Consider the following 22,313-nt stretch of genomic DNA (forward strand, 5'->3'; position numbering starts at 1 on the left):
TTTGGTGTTGCTTTGCATCAAATATCAAGATTTAATATAAAAATGCAAAGTTAACTAAAGGGTGCAGGTTATGAGTTTAAAGACAACGTTAGACCAGTGCATTACCGCTGGCCATGCCATGACTAAAGCTATCGCTGTTGCACAGTTCAATGATGATAGCCCAGAGGCTCGGAAGATTACACGTAGATGGCGTGTCGGTGAGGCTGCAGACCTCGTAGGTGTGACACCTCAGGCCATAAGAGATGCTGAAAAAGCAGGACGCCTGCCCTTTCCTGATTTGGAAATGAGAGGACGCGTCGAGCAGCGAGTCGGCTACACCATAGAGCAGATAAACCATATGCGGGACGTGTTCGGCACGCGTATCCGTAGGCCCCACGAAAGCATGCCACCAGTTATAGGTGTGGCAGCGCATAAAGGGGGCGTATACAAAACCTCGGTTTCAGTTCATCTGGCTCAGGATTTGGCTCTGAAGGGGCTAAGGGTTTTACTTGTTGAAGGTAACGATCCTCAGGGCACTGCCTCTATGTACCATGGTTGGGTGCCCGATCTTCATATTCATGCTGATGATACTCTCTTGCCTTTCTATTTAGGTGAAAGAGATGATGTCTTCTATGCCGTAAAGCCTACATGCTGGCCAGGCCTCGATATAATTCCTTCCTGCCTCGCTCTGCACCGGATTGAAACAGAACTCATGGCGCGCTACGACGAAGGAAAGCTGCCTACTGAACCCCATATGATGTTGCGACTTGCAATGGAGTCAGTCGCTCATGATTACGATGTCATTGTCATAGACAGTGCACCTAATCTTGGCATTGGCACTATCAATGTTGTTTGTGCTGCGGATGTTTTGATAGTTCCCACGCCCGCTGAATTGTTTGACTATACCTCTGCTCTTCAGTTTTTTGATATGTTGCGCGATTTACTTAAAAACGTTGACCTTCAGGGCTTTGAACCAGATGTACGCATACTTTTAACTAAGTACAGTAATAACAATGGCTCGCAGTCACCGTGGATGGAAGAACAAATCCGTGATGCCTGGGGCAGCATGGTACTCAAGAATGTTGTTCGTGAGACGGACGAAGTTGGAAAAGGCCAGATAAGGATGCGTACTGTTTTTGAACAGGCGATTGATCAGCGTTCTTCCACAGGTGCCTGGAGAAACGCGCTGGCGATCTGGGAACCAGTCTGTAATGAAATTTTTGACCGTCTGATTAAACCTCGTTGGGAGATTCGATAATGAAGCGAGCGCCTATCATTACTAAATCGTCCAGTCCTGCTTCTCCGGCTTCTGAAGCCCCCTCTCAGAGTGCTGCGCCAGTTGTGGGGTCTTTGATTTCGCGTGTAGGAAACATGTCCAAAGGCAATACGATTGTTTTACCAGTCTGTGGACGTGATGTGAAATTCGTTCTTGAAACGATCTCGCCTGATGATATTGCTGATGCTACCTGCGTCTGGTCCGGTAATGAGCGTCTACAGGATTTTTTGACTGAATCTGCTCTTGATGATTTGATCCCTTCTTTTCTTACCAGTGGACAACAAAACCCAGCATTTGGACGTCACCAGAATAATTCTATTCAGATAGCCGATGGCAGCCGGCGCCGTATGGCCGCGATACTAACTTCTACATCTTATCGGGTATTGGTTGGTGATCTTGATGATGAGCAAATGAATGCGCTCTCAAAACTAGGTAACGATTACAGACCTACCAGTGCTTATGAGCGCGGTAAGCGATACGCGCAACGTTTAGAGAAAGAATTTGCCAATAACATCTCTGCCTTAGCAGATGCCGAAAGCATCTCACGAAAGATAATTTCCCGGTGCATCAATACATCAAAACTTCCCAAAGAAGTAATCGCTCTTTTCTCTCACCCAGGTGAACTTTCCGCTCGCGCGGGTGAACAACTTCATAAGTTGTCTGAAGGTAAGGAAGAACTTTTAATTTATAAAGCTAAAAGCTTATCTTCAGTGAAAAAACAGGGAGATATCATAGGTGCAGATGATTTGATAAAAACGCTTATGAACTGCCTTAGAGAAAACCCTTCTCGCGCCAAAAAAATTGTGCAAAAACGTGATTTTGGATCGGGTGTCACAGCCAGTTATAAAGACGACAAAGTCACGATAAATCTGGACAGACGTAAAATATCCGCTGAATTAATTCAACAACTTGAAAAATTGCTTTCTGAATTTTGTGAGAAATCCGTCTAGTGTTCATTTTCTGGGACCACGGTCCCAGTAACATTCTGCTGATGTGCTACGCAGCTGGGACCACGGTCCCAGTACCATTCTGCTGATGTGCTACACAGCTGGGACCACGGTCCCAGATTCGCAATAAAGAATTAAGCTGATTCGAGAATGAGTTGAAGCGGACGGAGGGAACTGACGTTATATGGTTTGAGCTACGTGGGGCGCTCTAACCATGGCTTTCTTCTTGGCCTTTCTTTCAGCGAGTAATCTCACAACCACGCTTATGAACATCCCAGCATCAAGAGCAAAGATGAGAGGCGCCATCATGGTCACTGACCAACATTTGGCAAACCCATGGGCACCACAGAGATAAGCAATGATCAGACCAGCATGAACCAGGCTGTTTGGAAGTGAGAGGATGATAAGGCCGATATCCGTTTTTCTCATAATTAATGAATCCTGATTGTTTTACATTTATCAGAAAGACTGTTTGCGATGACCTTATCCTCGCCTGTGAATGAAGCATATTGACTCATGTTTGCATCAACAACATCACAGGTAGTATTGAGTAGACTGCTTATTTGCTGCGTTTCGACAGTATCGGTAGATGAATCTTTATCAATATAAAAAAGCCCCAAAAGGCAGAACATGATACCCGCGCCGACTATGCAAAGGGCGTTACGTTCAGAATCAGGCTGGTTAAGATTTATCATAGTTCTAACAGTCAGTTGCGGGCGAATGAGATAACAGCTATTAGAGCACTTGACGATCTTTAGTGCCATAATTATACGACTCTGGCTGTAGGGATATCGCTCCAGCGCGTAGTCCACGCCGGTGACAGCATATCCCGCTTCATCTTCCATTCCGTATCAATTCCCTGACCCGCAAACCATACCCGTCCCAGTCCTGACTGGTTAATGCCGTCCAGTACCTGCATCAGCTGTGCGCTGTTCGCCCGCGGCCGGTTGTCGTCAAACAGGTTGAGCTGGCTGACGCCGTGAGGCGTGAAGTCATCAAGCATGACACCGGCCTTCATGTACCGGTGGCCATCAATCCAGATGCGGTCCAGCGCGCGCATGGCCACGCCGATGATATCGCGCGTGTCCTGCGTGGGCAGGGTGAGTTTTTCACCGGCCGTATTGCCGTAAAACGTCTCGCCGACAGCATGCGGCGAGGTCCGGACAAACACGCTGATGTGCCGGCAGTACTGGCGTTCGCCCCTTAGCTTTTCAGCGGCGCGCGTGGCGTACTGGCAGAGCGCCTGCTGCATGGCCACTTTGGTGGTAATGCGTGAACCGAAACTGCGGCTGCAGACAATCTGCTGCTTTGCCGGCGGCATTTCTTCGAGCGGAATGCACGCCTCTCCGTTCAGTTCCCGCAGCGTTCTTTCCAGCACCACCGAAAAGTTCTTCCGGATAAAAGCGGGGTGCGTGCGCGCCAGCTCGAGCGCGTTAGTGATGCCGAGCAGGTTCAGCTTTTTGCCGATACGCCTGCCAACGCCCCAGATTTCCTCAACCGGCTGGCGCATCAGCAGCGCCTCGGTCCGCTTCGGGTTTCCGGGCGTCAGTGCCAGTACGCCTCTGAACTGTGGCCACTCTTTCGAGGCCCACTGCGCGGATTTGGCCAGCGTTTTGGTCGGGCCGATGCCGGCGCCAATCGTCAGTCCGGTTCTGGCCAGAACGTGGGCACGCAGCCGGTGACCGAAGTGCTCAAAGTCCTCACAGCCATTGATGCCGGTCAGGTCAAGGAAACATTCATCGATTGAGTACTGTTCAGCGCGGGGGACCATTTCCTCCAGCGTTGACATGATCCTGACCGATAACGAATGATAAAGGGCGTAGTTTGAGCTGAAGATATGCACCTTTTCAGGGAAATCCAGCGCTTTTAACTGAAACCACGGCACCCCCATTTTTATGCCCAGGGCGCGGGCAGCTTTGCTCCGGGCAATGACGCAGCCGTCGTTGTTCGAAAGGACCACGACGGGTTTTCCCCGTAAGTCAGGCCTGAACAGGGCCTCACAGGACGCATAAAAGCTGTTCACGTCAGCCAGACCAAACATCGGCATGATTACCTCCGTCGCGCCTCGGTGTTATGGAAGAACCAGGTGACCACGCCCAGCAGGTGCAGCTCCTCCGGATAAATCACCGGATAGGCCGGATTCATGGGCCGCAGGGCAATCTGTGGGTGCAGCTGCAGGCGCTTGACGGTGAACTCCCCGCCGACCTCCGCGATGACGATGTCCCCGTGCGTGGCTGTTTTCGCGCGGTCGACGACCATCACGTCGCCGTCATACAGCCCCAGGTCTTCCATGCTGCTGCCGCTGGCGCGCACGAAAAACGTGGCGGCCCGGTGGGTGATGCAGAGCTCGTTCAGGTCCAGCTCGGCTTCGACATAGTCGGTGGCGGGGGAGGGGAACCCGGCGGCGCAGCGCTCAACAAACAGCGGGATGCGCATCACGGGGCGGATATCGGCAGGCCTGAATAGCGTCAGTCCGCCCTGAGAGGATGTCGCTTTCATGGTGCCGCTCTCCGGACTGAATGGCCTGAAACCGGTGCGGCAATGAATGAATATGGCATGGTTAATTTCCTCCCCAAATAGAACTGTATATAAAAACAGTATTATTGAGCCGGAAGCGCATGGCAAGAGGAACGAAACGGTACTCTGTAAAAGGAATGTCTATGTTACTGAGCAGGCTAATGATTTTTTTGTCGGGCAGTTTCAGGGACGGGAGCGCGTAAGCAGTCGTTGCCGGCATAAGTGAAATGACGCTTCCCCGACACGGCTGTTCGTTCCTCGCTCCGCTGCGGTACGCCTCAGCCGTGTACTGCGGCGTGCGTGGCCAGCTCACGTTTTAAGGGCAGGATTATGTAAGCGCACTGGAGAGCCGAAAAATTCAGTGTCGGATACCTCCAGCCTGCCCCGACCTCATAAAGAACCCGGTGGACAGCAGGGGCTCGCCGGAGCATGCTGTGTGCCTGTGCAAAAAACAGACAGGGCTTTGCGATGAGTGCATCCCGTTCCGGGCAGACGCGGCGTGAAAGATTTCGCGATGAGCGTGAGCTGATGAAAGACATTCACAACTCTATGGTGGTGTTTGCCGACGTGCGTGATGCGGTGCGCACGGCTGCAGGTCGCATCTTTCAGTCAGGCTATGAGGTGAACCACGACACGCTGACGGAATGCCTGCGTGACGATTTGTTTTATGCGGAGCTGAGCGATAACCAGCACCGGCAGAAGGTGCTGACGCTGGCGCTGACCACGCTTGAACTCCAGCGGGGCAGGGTCTGACGGGCGCGTGGGTGAAAAAAAAGAACCCGGCCAGAGGTGGAATCAGGCCAGGCAAGTGCGCTGAGGCGCGGAGTTCATCGTTAATAGTGTGTGTAGCATCCGCATATTACCATGCAGGACGTGACGTAAGCGTGACGGCACTGGCAGTCTGAGGATGGCCGCAGCAGCAGAATCACTCTCACCGGGCGCTTGACGCCCCCTGCCCATCACCGCTTTCCGCCCCCGGATTACCCCCCCACTGTTTCAGATCTCAGCAGACCGCCTCCGGGCGGTTTTTTTTCGTTTCAAGGCCGTCGCTTCGCTCCGCTTTTCACCGGCGTGGCGGCTTCGCCTGACGCCGGGCTCTACCGTCTCCCTCTGACGCATTTCTCTCTCTTTCTCTTTTTTCAGGCCTGCACCGTGCCTTCACGTTAGCCGGGCCGCTGCGCAGTCAAGGACCGCTGGCGCTCGTCCTGCTCACCCGTTCCCCGCCGTGCGCGGGACATTCAGTCCGCTCCGGCGGCGCGTGCGGCTTGCGCGTCCGCCCCTGACTGCTCCGCTTTTCGCCCGGCTGCTGTGGCGGCACGGCGCAGGTGAGGCCGTGCAACCACTGACTGAGGAGCAAATCATGCCGAACTGGTGTGCAAACAGGCTGCGTGTGACCGGCCTGGCGGAGAACGTGAGTAAGGTGCGGGCGCTGATGCGGGGAGAGGTGCGCCCTCTCTACGCGCGGGCGGAAGCGCAGGGCATCCAGCTGTTTCTGGCGGGCTGCGCCGGGCTGCTGCGTCCGGTGACGGATGAGACGTATGCGCCTTATCCGGCGCTGACGGCGGCGGGGCGGGGAGAGCACACTCCGGAAAACGCCGCGTTTACGGAGTGGCTGGCGCAGCTGCGTGACGGCGCGGAACTGACGGAAGAAACCTGCGAACGGCTGCACGACCTGTGGCTGGCCACCGGCATCAGCAGCCGGACGTGGGAGTCGCTGGACGGTGATACGCAGACGGTGATGGCCGACATCTGGCGGAAAAAGCATTTTGACTGGGCGGGGCTGAGCGGCACGGGCCTCAGCGGATGCTGGAACCGGATATGCAGTGATGACGGTGAAGGCACTGCGGAATTTGACATGCGCCTGCTGCTGCCGACGCGTCTCGATGTGGAAATCAACGGCTTTAACGGCGGGCTGCTGGCCGGTGTGCCGGGTGGTTACGAATTCTACATCGCCCGGTACGGTGTGAAGTGGCCCTGCGGTTACGCGCTGGAGATGAATGACGGCGGGCCGGAGTTTCTGGAGGTGGACTTTGACACCCCCTGGTCTCCCCCGGAGGGCCGCGTATTTGCGGCCCTCAGTGAGCGGTTCGGTGTGGCCACTGAGCACTGGTACGCCGAAAGCGGCTGCGACTTCTGTGGCTGTGACGCGTATGCCGGAGGGTTACTGACGGACAGCCTGAGCAGTTCGCTGGAGTGGAGTGAAGAGGATGAGGACGGTTTCGCCTGCGTAACCGGCCCGGACTGGATTGTGAACAACGTCGGGCACTACGGCGGCTGACAGGAGGCGGCGGGGAAACCCGCCGTAAACACCATGAAAAGAGAACTCACCATTGCCGGACTGATGGCCGACCTGGCGCGTTTCGCGCCGGACACACCCTGCGTTGCCCATCTCTGGGTGGCGGATGACTTTGAAGACATCGACTCAGACCTGACCCCGGATGAGATAACGGCAGCCATTGAACTGGCGGATGGAACCTTTGATGCCGACCTGAGCCTCAGCTGGGCATTCATGCGCGAGTGTGCTGAGCACATCCGGGCGCGGAGGGAGGAAGAATGAATATCTGGCTTGTCAGCTGGCAGGAAGAGGTGGGCAGCACCTCGCACGAGTATCACATGCTGCTCCGGGGGAGTGACTTCGCTCTGGCTGAGGCGGCGTGCGAGCGGATGGGTGAAAACTGGTGGCCACCGGAGCAGCCCGTCTGCTCACAGGGCTGCTACTGGCAGTTTGATCGGGGCAACGTCTGGCTCAAAAGCATCGTTCTGCTCGATGACCGCGAGGCCGACACACTGACCGGCCTGCGCTTCCTTGATGAGTGGGGGGTGAGCGGCACGCCAGCTGCACCCGTCATCTGTGACCGCAGCGACTGCCGGTGGGAAGATTACCGGCCCTGACCTTTCAACCCGATGCCGCCCCGACCGGCGGCATCGCCTTCAGACAACCATGAGTAAGTCGCTTCGCTCCGCTTTTATGCCGCTTCCCGTCCTCCGGCCGGAAACCGGCAGAGGCAAAGTGCCGTGCCCTCACTGTAGCCGGGCCGCTTCGCCTGCAAGGGAAGCTTCGCCGCCATCCTCACCCGTTCCCCGCCGTGCGCGGGACATTCAGTCCGCTCCGGCGGCGCGTGCGGCTTCCGGTGTCGCCCCTGCCTGCTCCGCTTTTCGCCCGTCTTTGTGGTGGTCACGGCACCACAGGGGTGCCCCCTGAGACTGAGGAGCATAACTATGTCCCGATTCATGCGTGGCGACAGCGTACAGATCATGTCCGGCTTTCCGGATAACAGCATTGATTTCATTCTCACCGATCCGCCGTATCTCGTCGGCTTCAGGGACCGGTCCGGCCGTTCGATCGCCAACGACGTTAACGATGAGTGGGTGCTGCCGGCGAGCCGGCAGATGTTCCGCGTACTCAAAAACAACAGCCTGGCAGTGAGTTTTTACGGCTGGAACCGCGTTGACATCTTTATGCAGGCCTGGAAGGCGGCAGGCTTCCGCGTCGTCGGGCACCTCGTTTTCACCAAAACCTACGCCTCGAAATCGGCCTTTGTCGGGTATCAGCACGAGAGCGCCTATCTGCTGGCCAAAGGGCGCCCGCCGCTGCCGGCAAACCCGCTGCCCGACGTGATGCCCTGGCAGTACACGGGCAACCGTCACCATCCGACCGAAAAGCCGGTGAGCGTGCTGCGGCCGCTCATCGAAACCTTCACGAAGCCCGGCGATCTGGTCCTGGACCCCTTTGCCGGCTCAGGCTCGACCTGCGTCGCCGCGGATCAGAGCGGGCGCCGCTGGATCGGTATCGAACTGCTGGAGCAGTACCACGCTGCCGGCCTGCGTCGTCTCGGCGAACTGCGCGCCGCCCGGGCCGCCTGATTTATTCCCCTTAACCCGATCAGAAGGACAGCACCATGACAGACCAGACACTGAATACGGAACTGACTCAGCTCACCGACGACGTGAACGACCTGGAGGAATCGCTTTACGAGTTTCATTTGCGGCTGCGGGACATGGTAAAGCGCAACCTGTACTGCGGCGCCTCGCCGGCGCAGAAAATGGCGGGCGTACTGATTGAGGACATGGATTTGCAGCTCCTGGAGCTTTACCGGCGGGCCGCCCTGATGCGCAAGCACCTGAACTGACATACCGGAGTGGTCATTTAGTGACCACTCCTTTTTACATCGCGGATACTGCCGCCGCTGCGCTTTTATCCACAGGGTTACGGACCGGATATGCACCCGGGCTGTGGACAACAGGGGATAAGGATGTTGCTGCGCGCCGCTTTATGCCGCCTTGCGGCGGGACAGGGCAGAAAACCCGGTCCGTGCGGTCTGCGGCCGGTGCCGTGCCTTCACTTTAGCCCGACCGCTGCGTGATCAAGAGATCGCTCCGCTCGACTCCTCCCCCGTTCGCACTCCCTCCGCCGCGCTTACTTCCGTCGCGCTTCCGCTCAGTTTTCGCTTCAGCGCCGTGCGTAATCACGGCTCCGCTCGCTTGCGCTGCGGCCTCGTCGTCGCTCCTGATCACTCCGCTTTTCGTCGGGCTGTCATTCAGGCACGGCACAGGCCGGAACTGTAACCCCCTTTGACTGCGGAGATGTCTGATGAACACACAACCCTATGTTTACACGCCAGCGTCCGTCCTGGCAGATTTTGTCAACCTGCGTTTTCTGCCTTCCCTGTTCGGCCACGACTACGCGCAGGCTGAAAACAACGTTTACCTCTATGCCAGCCGCTATCTGGCCAACTATGACGGCACGGTATGGGACTTCGTACAACTGGCAGGCGGCGGGGGCTACATGAAGCCCGAAGGGGAAGAATGCTACATGTATTCAAACCCTTACCACTGGACGGAACTGGAAATCAGCGCCGACGCAGCGGGGATCATCATCACGGCGCTGGTACTGAATCACCGTAGCTGGCTCTACGACCGTCACGACGACGAGGAACTGTGTGCGCACTTCTGCCAGCGTCACCGCCAGTTGATGGAGTTTGTGAAAACCCATCCCGAAGCCGCCGCGATTTTCTGCGCCCTGAACTGATCACCCACGGGGCGGCAGAGCCGCCCTCTACAGAGGAAAACACCATGTACGGAACCGTTAACGAAATTTGTGAGCAACTGCGCCAGGGCTACAAATCCGACGAACTCATGACGCTGATTATCTGGACGAAAGAGGACGTGAGGGACGTGCTGGATAGCGCACAGATCACCGACGAAACCGCTAACGAAATTTTGCAGCAAATCGACGGGATCAGCGATCAGCACGAATATGGCGTGAGCCTGGAAACGCTCCAGGCGGTACTGGATAACATCCGTGAGGAAGAGAGGCAGGCCCGCGAAGTGACGGTGCCCGCCGCCGCGCTCGAAATTGCGCTCAGGGTGGCGTGGGATTTTATGCGCCTTAAGGACGCACAGAGCGGCGATGGGGCGGCCGCGCGGCTGTATCCGCACGAAACACAGGCGCTTTTTCATGTCAGTGCCGCGCTGAGAGCGCAGGCAGACAAATAACAACCCAGTGACCGCGCGGGGGCGGCGCAGCCGCCCCCGATAAGGAGCCAAAAAATGTACGGAACCGTCAGCCAGCTTTACCACCGCCTGAAAACCGAATTTCAGGGCGAGGAAAAAATCACGCTGATTATCTGGCGTAAAGAGGACGTGATGAAGGTACTCAGCGAAGAGCACATCACGGAGGAAACCGCCGCCGAAATCGTGTGCGACATCGCCACATGGGACAGGGATGCACAGCACGAAGCCGGCGTGGGCGCTGAAACGCTTAGGTTTATCGCCAGTGGCGTCCGGCACGCCGCCTCTCGGCGTAACCGGCCGGTGACAATTGCCGCCTCAGATCTCGCTGTTCTGGCCGAGGCCACTGAGCGCTTACTGAACACGGGGGGCGATGAAGATCCCAGCGCCATTGAGGAAGCGCTCAGGCGCGCTTATCACGCCATAAACCAGTAACGGCGAGGAGCAGGGCAGGGAAGCCCGCCGCCCATTTTAGCCCGGGCGAAAACCCCGCCGCCTGCGGCGGCAGAACGGCAGAAGACGCGCCTGGCGGCGCGCTTCCCGCCGTACTGCTGATTCCGGCAGCGTGCAGAGGCTCAGGGAAAATAGAACCAGGCGGTTGAGATGAGGCCATCGCTGATTTCAAAAACGGCAATGCTCTCAAGCGGAGAGGGTGACAGGCCGTGAATAAATTCATGATCGAACACTTTATTCCCCAGCACCGTTCTGGAAATCAGTTCCGCTCTGAGCGCGGGATTGTTGAAACGGTTGTTGATGTAGAAATCACGCAGCGCCGGTTTTCCCTGTGTTGAGGGCGTTTCGGCAGGCATACGGTAGCCCTTAAAATCATCAGCAAAGCAGGCCATGAAAGCGTCGATATCATGGGCATTGTAAGCCTCAAACTGAGCAGCAATGGGACGGGTGACTGACATGCTGAATCTCTCCTTTGTGAATTTATATGCTTTTTATTGGAATTAATATTCACTTTAGGGAGCCATTTAACAACATCTTTTTCAGTCCGCCGCAGTTTTTCAGGTAAAGGTCCTTTACCCCGGGCGTCCGGGCGGCTGTCATGCTTCGCACAGAGCCGGCGAGCCGTCTCTGCCCGGGACCGGCCCCGTTCCGGTTCCGGTCCAGCGGGTTTCCATCCTGACGCAACGGCTGCAACCGGCTGTCGCCGGTGCTTTCACCGCCCTGGCAAAATACCGCCAGGGCTCTTATGCGCAGTGCCCTGCCGCTGCGTTTCTCCGCGCGGCCGGCACTGCGGTGCTGTCCGCCTCATTCCCTCTTTCATCATGCCGGTTTACGCCCACACCGGGGCTGATACAGCCACGGTCCGCCTTGCCGTCCAGGATGGAATAAACAGCGTGGACATTTTTTCCATGAAGCCGGAAATAATGTCCCGCTGTCCTGGTCGGTCTGCGTTGGACCGCGCCAGTTAACGCCCCTGCGGCGTGGGATCTCAACCGGGTGATGAAACACCACAGGAAACCACAGCCGTTCAGCTCACAGGTCAACACCGCGGCGGAGAAACTCACCGGGTGATGATTTTTTAAAACCTGAAAGGGGATATGCCATGTCAGTACACGAAACTATGCCGGAAACCACCACGAAACCCGCTGTAAAAAAGGGCGGTAAAAAAGCCACAGCCCCCCGCGCCAGCGTGGAGGCGGTACTGGAGAATGCCGCCACCGTCATGCACGCACTGGACCAGCTTACCCTGTCGCCGCATCAGGCCCGTAATATGGCGCATACGGACAGCGAAATCCGTGAGCTTGCTGACTCCATTGCCCGTGTCGGACTGCTTCAGAACCTTGCAGGCCACACGATGCCTGACGGCAAAACCGGTATCTGCGCAGGCGGTGGACGAATGAAAGCGGTGATGTTACTGACAGCCGAAGGGCGCTGGCCAGCCGATCGGCCTCTGCCCGTCCTGATGGTGCCGGAGGACATGGCGCGGGTGGTATCCATGACCGAGAACGGCAAACGCCGCGACATGCACGTTTCCGAACAGATCGTTAACTTCCGCGCGCTTACTGAAGAAGGCCGCAGTGAAGGACAGGTGGCCGACCTGCTGGGGTTCAGCGTGGCGCATGTCAGACGCTGCCTCAAACTGGCTGACCTCTCTCCCGCGCTGATGTGCCTGCTGCGTGAGGACCGCATTACGGTCGCCCACTGTCAGGCGCTCACGCTTGCCGGAACGCCTGAGCGGCAGGATCAGATTTGGGAAACAGCGGTGGCAAAGGTTTACGGCGGCAGCCTGCCGTCTCCTGAGATGCTGAAGCGCCTCGCTACGGACACCGACATTCGTACAACCAGTGCGCTGTTTAAGTTTGTGGGGCGGGAGGCTTACGAGACGGCGGGAGGGGCCGTGCATGAGGATTTATTCAGCGATGATGAGGGCGGCTGGGCTGATGCGCTGCTCACGGAAAAGCTGGCGCTTGAAAAGCTTCGTGTCATTGCGGAAGACGTGCGCGGACGTGAAGGATGGGGGTTTGCCGAAGCGCGGCTGTCTCAGGTGAAGACCTGGACTGATCGTGACACCTGGTGTTTCCTGCCGGAGCCGCCGCCGCAGTTTTCCGCAGAAGAAGCAGAGCGCGTGGCACAGCTTGAGTTTGTCATTGAAAATAACGGATTTGATACTGATGAGGATGAACAGGCGGCGTATGAGGAACTCGCGGCTCTGACTGCAACCGCAATCACGCGCGGCTGGCGTACAGAGGATAAGGCCCGTAGCTGGATCGTTGTCTCTCTGGATGACGGTGAGGTAGTCATCCAGCGGGGTCTGGCCCTGGTTGCTGACCAGCAGACAGAAACTGAGGAAGACGGAACCGATGACAGCACGGCAGACAGTGGTCAGGCTGCGCCGCCTGAAAAAGGCGTTGAGGCGTATTCTGCGGCACTGGTCAGGTCAATGTCCTGTGAGCGCACCCTTGCCGTCCAGGCATCGCTTTTCCAGCAGCCTGACACTGCCCTGACGCTGCTCACCTGGACGTTGTGCCGACAGGTCTTCGGGGGAAGCGGGCTGGGCCATTCCCCCGTCAGTATTACGCTGAATCCCCGAACCGGAGCCATGTCCGCTCAGGCCCATACCGGAACAGACGGGCGGGGATACCGCGAAATGCAACACGAAGAAGGGGCGTTACGTGAACTGCTGCCGGAGGGGTGGAAACTCGATTTCACCCTGCTTGCTGCGCTGCCCCACGATACGCTGAAACGCCTGCTGGCGTTCTGCGTGGCATCGTCACTCGACGGTGAACAGGTTCGCGTAAATGGTTACACACCCGCCAGTGCGCTTGATGCCACCGAGGCGGCGCTGTTCTTCCACCTTCGCGACTGGTGGCAACCGGATGCGGCGTTCTTCGGACGCATGAGCAAGGCGCAGACTGCCGATGCTCTGGAGGCCACAGGGCGCGGCGATCTGGCCAGAGGGGCAGAAAAGATGAAAAAAGGAGACGCTGCTGAACTGGCGGCGCAGACCTTAGCGGATTCCCGCTGGCTGCCTGAATGGCTCAGTGCCCCGCTGCCGGATACCGACAGCGAAAGCGCCACTAAACACGACTGACAGCAGAGTGCAGGGCAGGGAAGCCCGCGCACCTTCTGGCTCCGGCGGGAAACCCTGCCGCCTGCGGCGGCGGTGCGGGAAGCCCCGCGCCTGACGGCGCGGCCACCACACCCTTTTCTGATAACGGTATTCATCATAATGCCGTTCACCACCATTTTTTCAGGCTGGTTAAGGTGAACAGGTGGCCTGAATTGCCCCTTTCGCCCGTAACACGCAGGTCAAATGCTTTTACCCCGGGCGTCCGGGCGGCTGTCATGCTTCGCACAGAGCCGGCAGGCCGTCTCTGCCCGGGACCGGCCCCGTTCCGGTTCCGGTCCAGCGGGTTTCCATCCTGACGCAACGGCTGCAACCGGCTGTCGCCGGTGCTTTAACCGCCCCGGCAAAAAGCCGCCGTGGCTCTGTGGCCAGCCCGCGGTTGCGGGCTGCAAATTCCCCTTCTGACGTCTTTCCCGCTGTTTCGGTCATGCCTTGCGCGGAGGGCCTGTCGTAGCACCGCCGGTTCGGGCAGAAAGGGGTGAAATGTACGCCGCCAAAAACTTTTCGCCAGGGGCCGCAAAAACTTTTTGTCGTCGCCCCTTTATGCCCTCTCTTCGTCGTCGCAACTCTGCCCTTCGCCGCGAAAGGCCAGACCGGAAAAGAAAAAAGCCGCGTCAGAGGAAGCCTTTTTTCGGCCCGCATCCGGTCGGCTGCTCTGCCAGCGCTTCGGGTGCCGGAATTTTCAGGCAAATAAAAGGAGTAAAGCCCGTGAATACCACCGTTCCCCCTTACAGCGGCAAAGCCGATCAGAAACCTTCTGTGGGGCTGCCATCCGGCCCGTTTGGCCGTCAGACCGCCAGCGCTCTGGTGAGCGCATACCGCAACGTTTTCATCGAGAACGACGCGGGTACGCACTTTCAGTTGGTTATCCGCGATGCGCAGGGCGGGCTTATCTGGCGGGCGTGGAATTTTGAAGCTGAGGCCGGATTCGGCCTTACGACCTACATCAGGGAATACGGCGTCAGGCGCTGAAAAACAGGCCTGGCTGAGCGGTTATTCAGCCAGGCCCGACCAGAATCATCATTCGGGAGAACACACCATGTCAGAGAACCAGCACAGTGAAAAACTGCTGCCCGTCGTTACCGCTTCAACGTTATTTCCGCCGGTTTCGCAGGCCGATATTGCACGGGTTATGGGGGCGTACTGCTTTATCCAGCTCGATAACGGCGATGAGGCGTTTTATCACCATGGTCATTTTGTGACCAGTGCCGATGCAGGCGCTAATGAACCCTCCGTTGTCGATATTGCCCGTCAGTCTGCCCGCGCCGGAGGCATGGCGCTCCGGATGATTGAACTTCCGCTGCCCGTCCAGGGGGATGAGGAATGGTGCTGGAATGACGTTGCAGAGGCGCTTGCCCGTAGTGCCATGACAGAAAACGTCAGAGCGTCAGTTATCGTTACCGGCTGTATGACCAGGCTCGGCGGAAGGGGGATTCATTTCTGCTCGCATCCTCTGCTGAGCGGCGTTAACAGCAACCTGTGGTTTCCTGTCGGTGAGAATGAAGACTGGTTTTCGGCGGTTGAGCGGGTTCTTGTCATGAATGGCCTGGCTGAAAACCTGACGGCGCTTGATCCGCTGCGTGACTGCAAAGAGTACACCGACTGGAAAGCCACTTATAACCGCAAAGTCATTATCTGATAAAACGGGGCCGGACACGTCCGGCCCGTTCTGACACGAATGAGGTACGTCACATGCATACTCTTTCATTACCTGAATGCCACACCCTGAGAGCGGCTGAAACCCTGAACGTTGCCGATTTATCCTGCCTGGCAGATCAGGTGACGGATCGCCTGCCGTTTGATGCAGACAATGCCAGCCGTGCAGGCGCTGCCGCTGCCGCTCTGACTGCGTTCGCCCGCTATACCGGACAGAATACCGACGGCGAATCTGCCGAAACCGTTATTGTCGGTTTCCTCACTGACCTGATGCATTTGTGCAGTGAAACCGGCATGCCGCTCTGCGAAATGCTGCTGACGGCCAGCCGTCACTGGCAGGATGAACAGGACGCGTAGCGCACCAGCCTGCGCGGGCCATGTAACCGCGTGACAGGCACAGCGTTAATACTGCTTTCGGAGACAGGCGATCATGAACACATCACTGAGCTACACAGAACAAAGATTCAAAGAAATTAAGGCATGTCTCAGTTTCCTGCGCGAACTTGTGAGCCAGCCGGATGAGGAAGACCGGGAGGAACTGATGCTGGGCACGCTGTGGCGTTTAGCCAGTGAGATCACCGGAACCGTGACGGACTGGACACTGGCCCGACCCAGGCTGCCCCTTGCATCCGTCCAGGCGTGGTCAGAGGCGCTCAGACTGGTGCGAACACAGCCTGATGGCCTCGGTGATTATCTCTGCCGGTCGGCAAAAAAGGATCTCAAAACGATGCTTCAGTCTGATTTCTGAAAGGGAAATGTGTGCATCATCTGAATACTTACGCGTTATATCTGAACGAAAAACAGGAGATTTAATCGCCGATAAAGTGTGACTTTGTTTCACACTGTGCTATTATAAGTGTGACAAAGTTACACACACCGGAGGGCGTATGACAGTAACAAAACTGAGGCAGCAGGGCGGGGCGGTTGTGCTGACCATTCCAAGCGACATTGCAGCCAGAGCAGGCTGGAGCGTTGGCACACTGCTGGACGTTACCGCAGACGGGGATGCCGTGAGTATTCGTCCGTCAGGTCGCGTTGCCCGTGGCCGTAAGACGGTGGCGCAGCTACTGGCAGGGATTGACCAGGATGTAATCCGCCAGCTTAACGACGAAATCAGCGACGGCGCGAATGAGAGACCACAGGGAAGGGAGTTTATCTGATGGTATCGCGCAGAATCCCGCAGAAAGGTGAAATCTGGCACGTTAACGGCGATCCGGTTGAGGGAAAGGAGTTTAAAGGACCGCACTATTACCTTGTGATTTCTCCCAGGGAGCTTGTTGCGGCGCTGGGAACGGCGGTATGTATACCGATAACGAGTGGCGGCGGGGCCGCGCGCGCGCAGTCCGTGACGGTCTGGTTAGACGGAGACAGCACCGAATCGGGTAAGGTGACGGGTGTTGCACTTTGCTATCAGTTACGTTCGCTCGACCTGGCTGCCCGTAAGGCCACTTACAGCACAAAGGTGGCTCCCCACATCATGGACGAGATCCTGTCGATGGTCGTGGATTTAATCGACCCGCGCTGAAAGGCGCGGTTTCACTTTCTGCATTCTGCGCGGCGCAGCTCCGCAACAAAAAACGCAAGGGCCGGACAGCGCCGGTGCTTCCGCACCGGCCTTATCCGTTTTTGTGCACATCAAAGTAATCCGTTTCCTGGTATCCGTGTTCCTTCTGACTTTCCTTTTCTGTTCCTCTTTTAAAAGCCACTTCACGGGCAGGGCCATGGCCCCCTTCGGCTCCTGCCCTGGCGGGCAGTCGTCAGCCTCACTCCGCTAGGGCGGCAGAGCCGCCAAGCTCCGCCGAACCCGCAGGCGGGTTCGTGTAGAGTCTGATGGCGAAGGTCAACGTCAACGGCTGCTGACGGCTGGCGCCGTCGCTTTCACCGCCCCGGCAAAGGGCCGCCGTGGCTCTGTGGCCAGCCCGCGTGGCGGGCTGTAAATTCCCCTTCTGACGTCTTTCCCGCTGTTCCGGCCGTGCCTTGCGCGGAGGGCCTGTCGTAGCACCGCCGGTTCGTGCAGAAAGGGGTGAAATGTACGCCGCCAAAAACTTTTCGCCGTGAGCGGCAAAAACTTTTTGTCGTCGCCCCTTTATGCCCTCTCTTCGTCGTCGCAACTCTGCCCTTCGCCGCGAAAGGCCAGACCGGAAAATTTTTGTCGTCGCCCCTTTATGCCCTCTCTTCGTCGTCGCAACTCTGCCCTTCGCCGCGAAAGGCCAGACCGGAAAAAGAAAAAAGCCGCGTCAGAGGAAGTCTTTTTCGGCACCCGCAGCCCTCCGGACATACCGCAGCGCGCTGCACAATCCGATTCTCACAGCATGAGGACTTCATGATGAAAAACGTATCAGCCCCCTGCATCCCGGACACGCAGGATTTGCCCGTCGATGCCTTTATGGACCTGTGCGATTACGTATGGACGCACGGCGAATTTCTGGGACCGTCTGGTCTTGCGAGTAACGATTTTAACGGGCTGGAGGCGTTTGATGAGCCGACAGAAGAACCGGACGCACGGAAGGTTTATATGCGCGATGGCTGGCCGGTTGCCGTCTACGAATTTGATATCGGTTACACCGTTATCCGTCGTCAGGTCTGACAGGTAGCAAAGAAAAAGGGCGGAAATTCCGCCCGTTCACCCCGGACGCCACGACCAAATGACCGTCCGGAACGTCAACAGCAATAAGGAGTAAATCATGAAAACTGCTGACCGCAGCATCATCACACCCTCCGCCGGATATGTAAAGCCCGGCGGGAAATCATCTCATACGCGCCATCGTCACACCGATCCGGATGTGCGTGAGATTCCGGATGAAATGCGTGCGCGTGTCCGTCATGTAGCGCACTGCGTCCGTAAGGGCAGAGCCGTCCGTGTGCCTGCCATGAGCAGCAGTGAATGGGGACAGTTTCTCCGTTCGCTGGAGATCCACCGGGCTGTTGCCTGACTGATTGCCTGCCGTCCCTGAACGGGGCGGCATTAAACGATAATCTCAAATCCGGAGTGTGATAATTATGGCCCGTTTATTTAATGGTTTTCGTTCTGCAAACAGCATTCTCCGCGACCGCCCACTGACTGATGATGAGCTTCGCCAGTTTGTTCCCAGCGTGTTTTCTGAAGACAAACATGACTCCCGCAGTGACCGCTACACCTAGATTCCTACAAGCCACATTCTGACACGCCTGCGTAAAGAAGGTTTCGAGCCGTTCTATGCATGCCAGCAGCGCGTACGCGATCAGGGACGTGTCGGTCATGCTAAACATCTGCTGCGCCTGCGTCGTCGTGATCAGATTCCTGCCTCAGAAGTCTCGGAAATTATTCTGCTGAACAGCCATGACGGCAGCAGTAGCTATCAGATGATACCCGGACAGTTTCGCAGCATCTGTTCCAACGGCATGGTGTGCGGAGAAGTGTATGGCGAAATCCGTGTGCCGCATAAAGGTGACATTATCAGTCAGGTGGTTGAGGGGGCTTATGACATCCTTAACCGGTTCGAGGCGCTTGAACATTCACGCGACGAAATGAAGCTTATCCCGCTTGATTATCGTGAACAGGTAGCCTTTGCCGAAACGGCGCTGGAGTTTCGTTATGACGACCAGCATATTCCGGTCACTGCTGATTCAGTTTTGCAGGCCCGCCGTAAGGCAGACAATCCGAATGACCTCTGGACTGTTTATCAGCGAACACAGGAAAATATTATACGTGGTGGATTACGTAGCCGGACCGCGAAGGGAGCAGTGACAAAAACCCGCGCGATAAACGGCATTGACGGCGACATAAAAAACAACCGTTTTCTGTGGTCCCTTGCCGAAAAAATGAAAGAGCTTAAATCCTGATTTGCACAAAGGGGCTAAAAAAGCCCCTTTTTTTATATCTGTTATCTGACCACGTTACCGTGTAATGCTATTCAGTAATTGTACCTGTCACCGTACTTTTTACCTTTCTGTCACGCGGCTGTTTTTTTCCTTTTCCGTTGTCTTTCAGAACATCAGAAATTGCCCTTTCGCTGAAACCAAACTGCATTTCATCCAGTGCCGACTTGATGTCTTTTGCGTTGTAGCCTTTTTCTTTCGCCAGCATCAGAATGGTGCCACGGAGACTTTCCAGCACTTCATTTCTGGTAATACGCTTTGGTGACAAATCTGGCAGATTTTCCAGCCTGGATTTTGCCTCATCAATCTGCTCTTGTGTAAAAAACTGCTGTGTAGCCATAACACCCTCCAGTGGAAACATCAAAAAAGGTGATTCTGCCCCGTAATGATGGAAATTTCCAGCTTCCACCTCTCATGACGCCAATTTACTTCTGGCGATTAAAGTGCCAAAATACAGTAATGAAATTCAAAGACGGGACAGGAAATGTTTTGTGACCACCGCCAGCACGCTGGCAGTGATTCCCAAAACGACCTGCTCAGGGCTCCGCCCCGAGACCCGGGTTAAGTGCCAAGGTTGAGCTATGTCGAAAAGTGAAAAGCGTCAGAGGGAAAAGTTGGTTAAATGTCGTTGCACCGATGCTGAATACGAGGCCATCAACAGGAAGGCCAATGCAGCAGGGCTGACGACATCTGAATACCTGCGCCGTTCCGCGCTCAACCGCCGCATTACCGTTCGCACCGACATTCGAATGATGAACGAGCTGCTACGCCTCGGCGGTCTGCAGAAGCATCTGTACACACAAATGCAAACGAACATGACGACCGAACTGAGTCTTCAGTTTTCTGAGGTGCTGACCAGTATCAGGGACGCCATTAATTCGCTGGATATGACGCCTGTCCCCGTAGAGGAAATGAAAGACTGATGAACGTGATTATCCCGCCGAAGCGCCGCGATAAGAAGACCAGCTTTAAGAAGCTGGTTGACTACGTGAGCACGCGCGATGAAAAAAAACCAACGGAAGCCGCAACGCGTGAAGTGGTTCATGATGCCAGTACTGAGTACGTTTCCACGCCGGGTTTCGGTCAGCTGGTCGACTACGTCGGTCGAAAAAGTGTTGCTGCGGCTCCACAGATTATCAGCATTTCACCAGAGGGCACTCAGCGCGTACTCTCTGGTGAAGTGCTGTGTGAAACAAACTGCTTCTCGCTAGACACTGCCGCGTCAGAGATGAATCTTACAGCGTCACAGAACCGTCACTGCAAAGACGCGGTCTATCACTTTATTCTTTCCTGGCAGGACGATGAAGACCCATCGCCTGACGCCGTGTTCAGTTCCGTCCGCTATTGTCTTAAGCAGCTTGGTATGGAAGAACATCAGTATGTTGCTGCTATTCATCGAGATACTGATAACCTGCACTGCCATGTCTCAGCAAACCGCGTACACCCCAACACGTTTACTGCGCAAAACATGTGGAACGATGCCGACACGCTGCAAAAATGCTGCCGCGTGCTTGAGCGTGAGTTTGGTTTCAAAGTTGATAACGGCAGCTGGCATATGGATGAGACTGGTGAGCTTCACCGCACCCGTCGCGAGATGCCTTCTGCTCCGCGTGGTGCTGCAAAACGCGAAATCTTTTCAGACAAAGAAAGTCTGCACGGCTATGCCGTACGCGAAACCCGTCAGTCTTTGTCCGACGCAGTTGAGCAGGACACACTGAGCTGGGACCGCCTGCATAATATTCTCTATTCCAGAGGGCTGGGCCTGCGGGAGCAGAACGGCGGGCTGGCGGTTTATGATCTGCTTCATCCTGAAAGCGTCAGCGTGAAGGCATCCGATGTGCATCCGGATATCAGCCTGACGGCGATGGTCAGAAAGCACGGTGAATTTCAGCCCGCGCCGCCAGTCAGCAATCCGGAACGTCCCGAGGACGGTATTCTTCATATGCAAACCTGCTACATGCCGCAGCTGCATGTGCGCGATCAGGAAGCACGTCGCGAACGACGTGAAGCTCGTGCTGTCGCACGTGACATCCTCCGCGCACGCTATGATGCCTACCGCAGCGGATGGGAGAAGCCGGACCTGCGAGCGGGCGAACGTTTCCGTCAGATTGCGGCGCACTGTGTGGCAGTTAAAGCCAGCGTTCGAAATACCGTTAGGGATCCGCTGATGCGTAAACTGATGTACCGTGTTGCTGAGTTTGAAAAGATGAAGGCGATGGCTGAACTTCGCCTGCAGCTGCGTGAGGAGCGTCAGGCACTCAGTGAAACCGGGGCGAACAGACCGCTGAGCTGGAAGTCATGGGTTGAGCGCGAAGCGATAAAAGGAGATGCGGCAGCGCTCAGTCAGATGCGCGGCTGGGCTTATCGCGAGAAACGTGCCGCGCGTAAGCAGGGAAGTGCGTGGCCAGAACCGAATGCCGTTATTCATTTCGGCCCGGGTGACAATGTTCCTTCGTTTAAGTCCAGCGAACATGAAACGCGAGTACTGCAAGACGGCACAGTCAGCTATCTGCGCGACGGTAAGCCAGCCGTAACCGACTTTGGTGACAGGGTCGAGATTTACCCAGCGCCTGACAGCAAGTCTGATCGCTTTAACAATGATCTTGCTGCTGAGCTTACAGCCTGGCGCAGCGGAGAGAGCACTGTGCTGACGGGTGAGCAGAAAGCTGTGAACCGTGTGCTGTATTCCGGCGTGGTGAGAAACATCACTAAACGTGACGGACGAGAATTTAAAGTCAGTGATCCTACGCTGATGGCCAGCGTTCATGCCACGGAAGACAGCCTGCGAAATCAGAATGTGCAGCCTGAACTGAAACAGGCCGAGCCGCAATTTAAAGATGATGAAAACGTGCGCATTTCAAAAAGAGATTTACAGCGTCCATAAGGGGGGCGAGCAGAGAAAATTAAATAATTGATAAACCAAATTATTTAGCGCTGATTGCACAGGGTTGAAGGCCTGTACAACCAGCTAACCTTAACAACCTGAGTA

At 56.2% G+C, this 22,313-nt stretch carries 28 protein-coding genes and 1 pseudogene; 23 read left to right on the forward strand and 6 right to left on the reverse strand.

All coding sequences use genetic code 11. The annotated features are described in order from the left end of the window. Positions 1–70 precede the first annotated feature (70 nt). On the forward strand, positions 71–1,237 hold the full coding sequence (gene sopA, locus GKC68_RS00150) for a plasmid-partitioning protein SopA (protein WP_342656128.1): 1,167 nt from the start codon (positions 71–73) through the stop codon (positions 1,235–1,237). Then, positions 1,237–2,205, forward strand: a complete 969-nt coding sequence (locus tag GKC68_RS00155; RefSeq protein WP_342656129.1) for a ParB/RepB/Spo0J family plasmid partition protein — start codon at positions 1,237–1,239, stop codon at positions 2,203–2,205. The genes sopA and GKC68_RS00155 overlap by 1 nt, the downstream gene beginning before the upstream one ends. Before the next feature lie 177 nt (positions 2,206–2,382). Here the strand turns inward: GKC68_RS00155 and GKC68_RS00160 are convergent, their stop codons facing one another. Genes GKC68_RS00160 through umuD form a run of 4 tightly spaced genes read right to left on the reverse strand, consistent with a single transcriptional unit; the run spans position 2,383 to position 4,701 of the window. Continuing rightward, positions 2,383–2,631 (reverse strand): hypothetical protein, encoded by a 249-nt coding sequence (locus GKC68_RS00160; protein WP_342656130.1) that lies wholly within the window; start codon positions 2,629–2,631, stop codon positions 2,383–2,385. Positions 2,632–2,633: 2 nt separating this feature from the next. Further along, positions 2,634–3,047: a hypothetical protein gene (locus GKC68_RS00165; protein WP_342656144.1), complete on the reverse strand. Its 414-nt coding sequence runs from the start codon at positions 3,045–3,047 to the stop codon at positions 2,634–2,636. Continuing rightward, the gene (umuC, locus tag GKC68_RS00170) at positions 2,969–4,243 is read right to left on the reverse strand and encodes a translesion error-prone DNA polymerase V subunit UmuC (RefSeq protein WP_342656142.1); all 1,275 of its coding nucleotides are present in this window, start codon (positions 4,241–4,243) and stop codon (positions 2,969–2,971) included. The genes GKC68_RS00165 and umuC overlap by 79 nt, the downstream gene beginning before the upstream one ends. 8 nt (positions 4,244–4,251) lie before the next feature. Further along, complete coding sequence (umuD, locus tag GKC68_RS00175; protein ID WP_110003563.1) at positions 4,252–4,701, reverse strand: translesion error-prone DNA polymerase V autoproteolytic subunit; 450 nt, start codon at positions 4,699–4,701, stop codon at positions 4,252–4,254. Positions 4,702–5,187: 486 nt separating this feature from the next. On the opposite strand from umuD, the gene GKC68_RS00180 reads away from it, so the two are divergent. The 9 genes from GKC68_RS00180 (at position 5,188) to GKC68_RS00220 (ending at position 10,665) form a co-directional block, all read left to right on the forward strand. After that, the gene (locus GKC68_RS00180) at positions 5,188–5,472 is read left to right on the forward strand and encodes a hypothetical protein (protein ID WP_324022236.1); all 285 of its coding nucleotides are present in this window, start codon (positions 5,188–5,190) and stop codon (positions 5,470–5,472) included. Positions 5,473–6,079: 607 nt separating this feature from the next. Continuing rightward, a complete protein-coding gene (locus tag GKC68_RS00185) occupies positions 6,080–6,997 on the forward strand; it encodes a DUF1281 domain-containing protein (RefSeq protein ID WP_342656143.1) in 918 nt (305 codons plus the stop codon). A gap of 33 nt (positions 6,998–7,030) precedes the next feature. Next, complete coding sequence (locus GKC68_RS00190; protein ID WP_324022238.1) at positions 7,031–7,276, forward strand: hypothetical protein; 246 nt, start codon at positions 7,031–7,033, stop codon at positions 7,274–7,276. Then, on the forward strand, positions 7,273–7,611 hold the full coding sequence (locus tag GKC68_RS00195) for a hypothetical protein (protein WP_342656131.1): 339 nt from the start codon (positions 7,273–7,275) through the stop codon (positions 7,609–7,611). Before GKC68_RS00190 ends, GKC68_RS00195 begins: the two co-directional genes overlap by 4 nt. A gap of 327 nt (positions 7,612–7,938) precedes the next feature. Further along, positions 7,939–8,583, forward strand: a complete 645-nt coding sequence (locus GKC68_RS00200) for a DNA methyltransferase (RefSeq protein WP_342656132.1) — start codon at positions 7,939–7,941, stop codon at positions 8,581–8,583. Between the two features lie 35 nt (positions 8,584–8,618). Next, on the forward strand, positions 8,619–8,849 hold the full coding sequence (locus tag GKC68_RS00205) for a hypothetical protein (RefSeq protein WP_342656133.1): 231 nt from the start codon (positions 8,619–8,621) through the stop codon (positions 8,847–8,849). A gap of 461 nt (positions 8,850–9,310) precedes the next feature. Further along, complete coding sequence (locus GKC68_RS00210; RefSeq protein WP_342656134.1) at positions 9,311–9,748, forward strand: antirestriction protein; 438 nt, start codon at positions 9,311–9,313, stop codon at positions 9,746–9,748. 44 nt (positions 9,749–9,792) lie between these two features. Further along, the gene (locus GKC68_RS00215) at positions 9,793–10,215 is read left to right on the forward strand and encodes a DUF1380 family protein (protein WP_342656135.1); all 423 of its coding nucleotides are present in this window, start codon (positions 9,793–9,795) and stop codon (positions 10,213–10,215) included. A gap of 54 nt (positions 10,216–10,269) precedes the next feature. Beyond that, positions 10,270–10,665: a DUF1380 family protein gene (locus GKC68_RS00220; RefSeq protein ID WP_088900976.1), complete on the forward strand. Its 396-nt coding sequence runs from the start codon at positions 10,270–10,272 to the stop codon at positions 10,663–10,665. Between the two features lie 140 nt (positions 10,666–10,805). On the opposite strand, the gene GKC68_RS00225 is transcribed toward GKC68_RS00220, so the two are convergent. Further along, entirely contained in the window at positions 10,806–11,141 is a 336-nt protein-coding gene (locus GKC68_RS00225; protein ID WP_342656136.1) for a nuclear transport factor 2 family protein, read from the reverse strand. A 644-nt stretch (positions 11,142–11,785) separates the two neighbouring features. Here GKC68_RS00225 and GKC68_RS00230 point away from each other — a divergent pair. The 10 genes and pseudogenes from GKC68_RS00230 (at position 11,786) to GKC68_RS00275 (ending at position 19,288) form a co-directional block, all read left to right on the forward strand. Beyond that, the gene (locus tag GKC68_RS00230; protein WP_342656137.1) at positions 11,786–13,774 is read left to right on the forward strand and encodes a ParB/RepB/Spo0J family partition protein; all 1,989 of its coding nucleotides are present in this window, start codon (positions 11,786–11,788) and stop codon (positions 13,772–13,774) included. 744 nt (positions 13,775–14,518) lie between these two features. Further along, positions 14,519–14,782, forward strand: coding sequence for a DUF905 family protein (locus GKC68_RS00235; RefSeq protein ID WP_324022258.1), 264 nt, complete (start codon positions 14,519–14,521; stop codon positions 14,780–14,782). Between the two features lie 67 nt (positions 14,783–14,849). After that, a complete protein-coding gene (locus GKC68_RS00240) occupies positions 14,850–15,449 on the forward strand; it encodes a hypothetical protein (protein WP_342656138.1) in 600 nt (199 codons plus the stop codon). A 53-nt stretch (positions 15,450–15,502) separates the two neighbouring features. Continuing rightward, positions 15,503–15,823 carry a hypothetical protein gene (locus GKC68_RS00245; RefSeq protein WP_342656139.1) on the forward strand — a complete coding sequence of 107 codons (321 nt, stop codon included), beginning with the start codon at positions 15,503–15,505 and terminating at the stop codon, positions 15,821–15,823. A 73-nt stretch (positions 15,824–15,896) separates the two neighbouring features. After that, positions 15,897–16,214, forward strand: a complete 318-nt coding sequence (locus tag GKC68_RS00250; RefSeq protein WP_342656140.1) for a hypothetical protein — start codon at positions 15,897–15,899, stop codon at positions 16,212–16,214. Between the two features lie 139 nt (positions 16,215–16,353). After that, positions 16,354–16,626, forward strand: a complete 273-nt coding sequence (locus GKC68_RS00255) for an antitoxin (protein ID WP_210446510.1) — start codon at positions 16,354–16,356, stop codon at positions 16,624–16,626. After that, complete coding sequence (locus GKC68_RS00260) at positions 16,626–16,991, forward strand: type II toxin-antitoxin system PemK/MazF family toxin (RefSeq protein WP_029571205.1); 366 nt, start codon at positions 16,626–16,628, stop codon at positions 16,989–16,991. Before GKC68_RS00255 ends, GKC68_RS00260 begins: the two co-directional genes overlap by 1 nt. Positions 16,992–17,789: 798 nt before the next feature. Beyond that, positions 17,790–18,053 carry a hypothetical protein gene (locus GKC68_RS00265; RefSeq protein ID WP_272844154.1) on the forward strand — a complete coding sequence of 88 codons (264 nt, stop codon included), beginning with the start codon at positions 17,790–17,792 and terminating at the stop codon, positions 18,051–18,053. Between the two features lie 97 nt (positions 18,054–18,150). Further along, positions 18,151–18,399, forward strand: coding sequence for a hypothetical protein (locus GKC68_RS00270; RefSeq protein ID WP_342656065.1), 249 nt, complete (start codon positions 18,151–18,153; stop codon positions 18,397–18,399). Between the two features lie 67 nt (positions 18,400–18,466). Beyond that, positions 18,467–19,288 (forward strand): annotated as a pseudogene (locus GKC68_RS00275) (DUF932 domain-containing protein). 67 nt (positions 19,289–19,355) lie between these two features. On the opposite strand, the gene GKC68_RS00280 reads toward GKC68_RS00275, so the two are convergent. Continuing rightward, a complete protein-coding gene (locus tag GKC68_RS00280; RefSeq protein ID WP_342656066.1) occupies positions 19,356–19,664 on the reverse strand; it encodes a hypothetical protein in 309 nt (102 codons plus the stop codon). A gap of 241 nt (positions 19,665–19,905) precedes the next feature. Here GKC68_RS00280 and mobA point away from each other — a divergent pair, with 241 nt between their 5' ends. Both mobA and traI read left to right on the forward strand, forming a co-directional pair. Beyond that, a complete protein-coding gene (gene mobA, locus GKC68_RS00285) occupies positions 19,906–20,247 on the forward strand; it encodes a plasmid mobilization protein MobA (protein WP_342656067.1) in 342 nt (113 codons plus the stop codon). Beyond that, positions 20,247–22,208: a TraI/MobA(P) family conjugative relaxase gene (gene traI, locus GKC68_RS00290; protein WP_342656068.1), complete on the forward strand. Its 1,962-nt coding sequence runs from the start codon at positions 20,247–20,249 to the stop codon at positions 22,206–22,208. The genes mobA and traI overlap by 1 nt, the downstream gene beginning before the upstream one ends. Positions 22,209–22,313: the final 105 nt, after the last annotated feature.

Source organism: Pantoea sp. RSPAM1 (assembly GCF_038816185.1).
GTDB classification, from domain to species: Bacteria; Pseudomonadota; Gammaproteobacteria; order Enterobacterales; family Enterobacteriaceae; genus Pantoea; species Pantoea ananatis.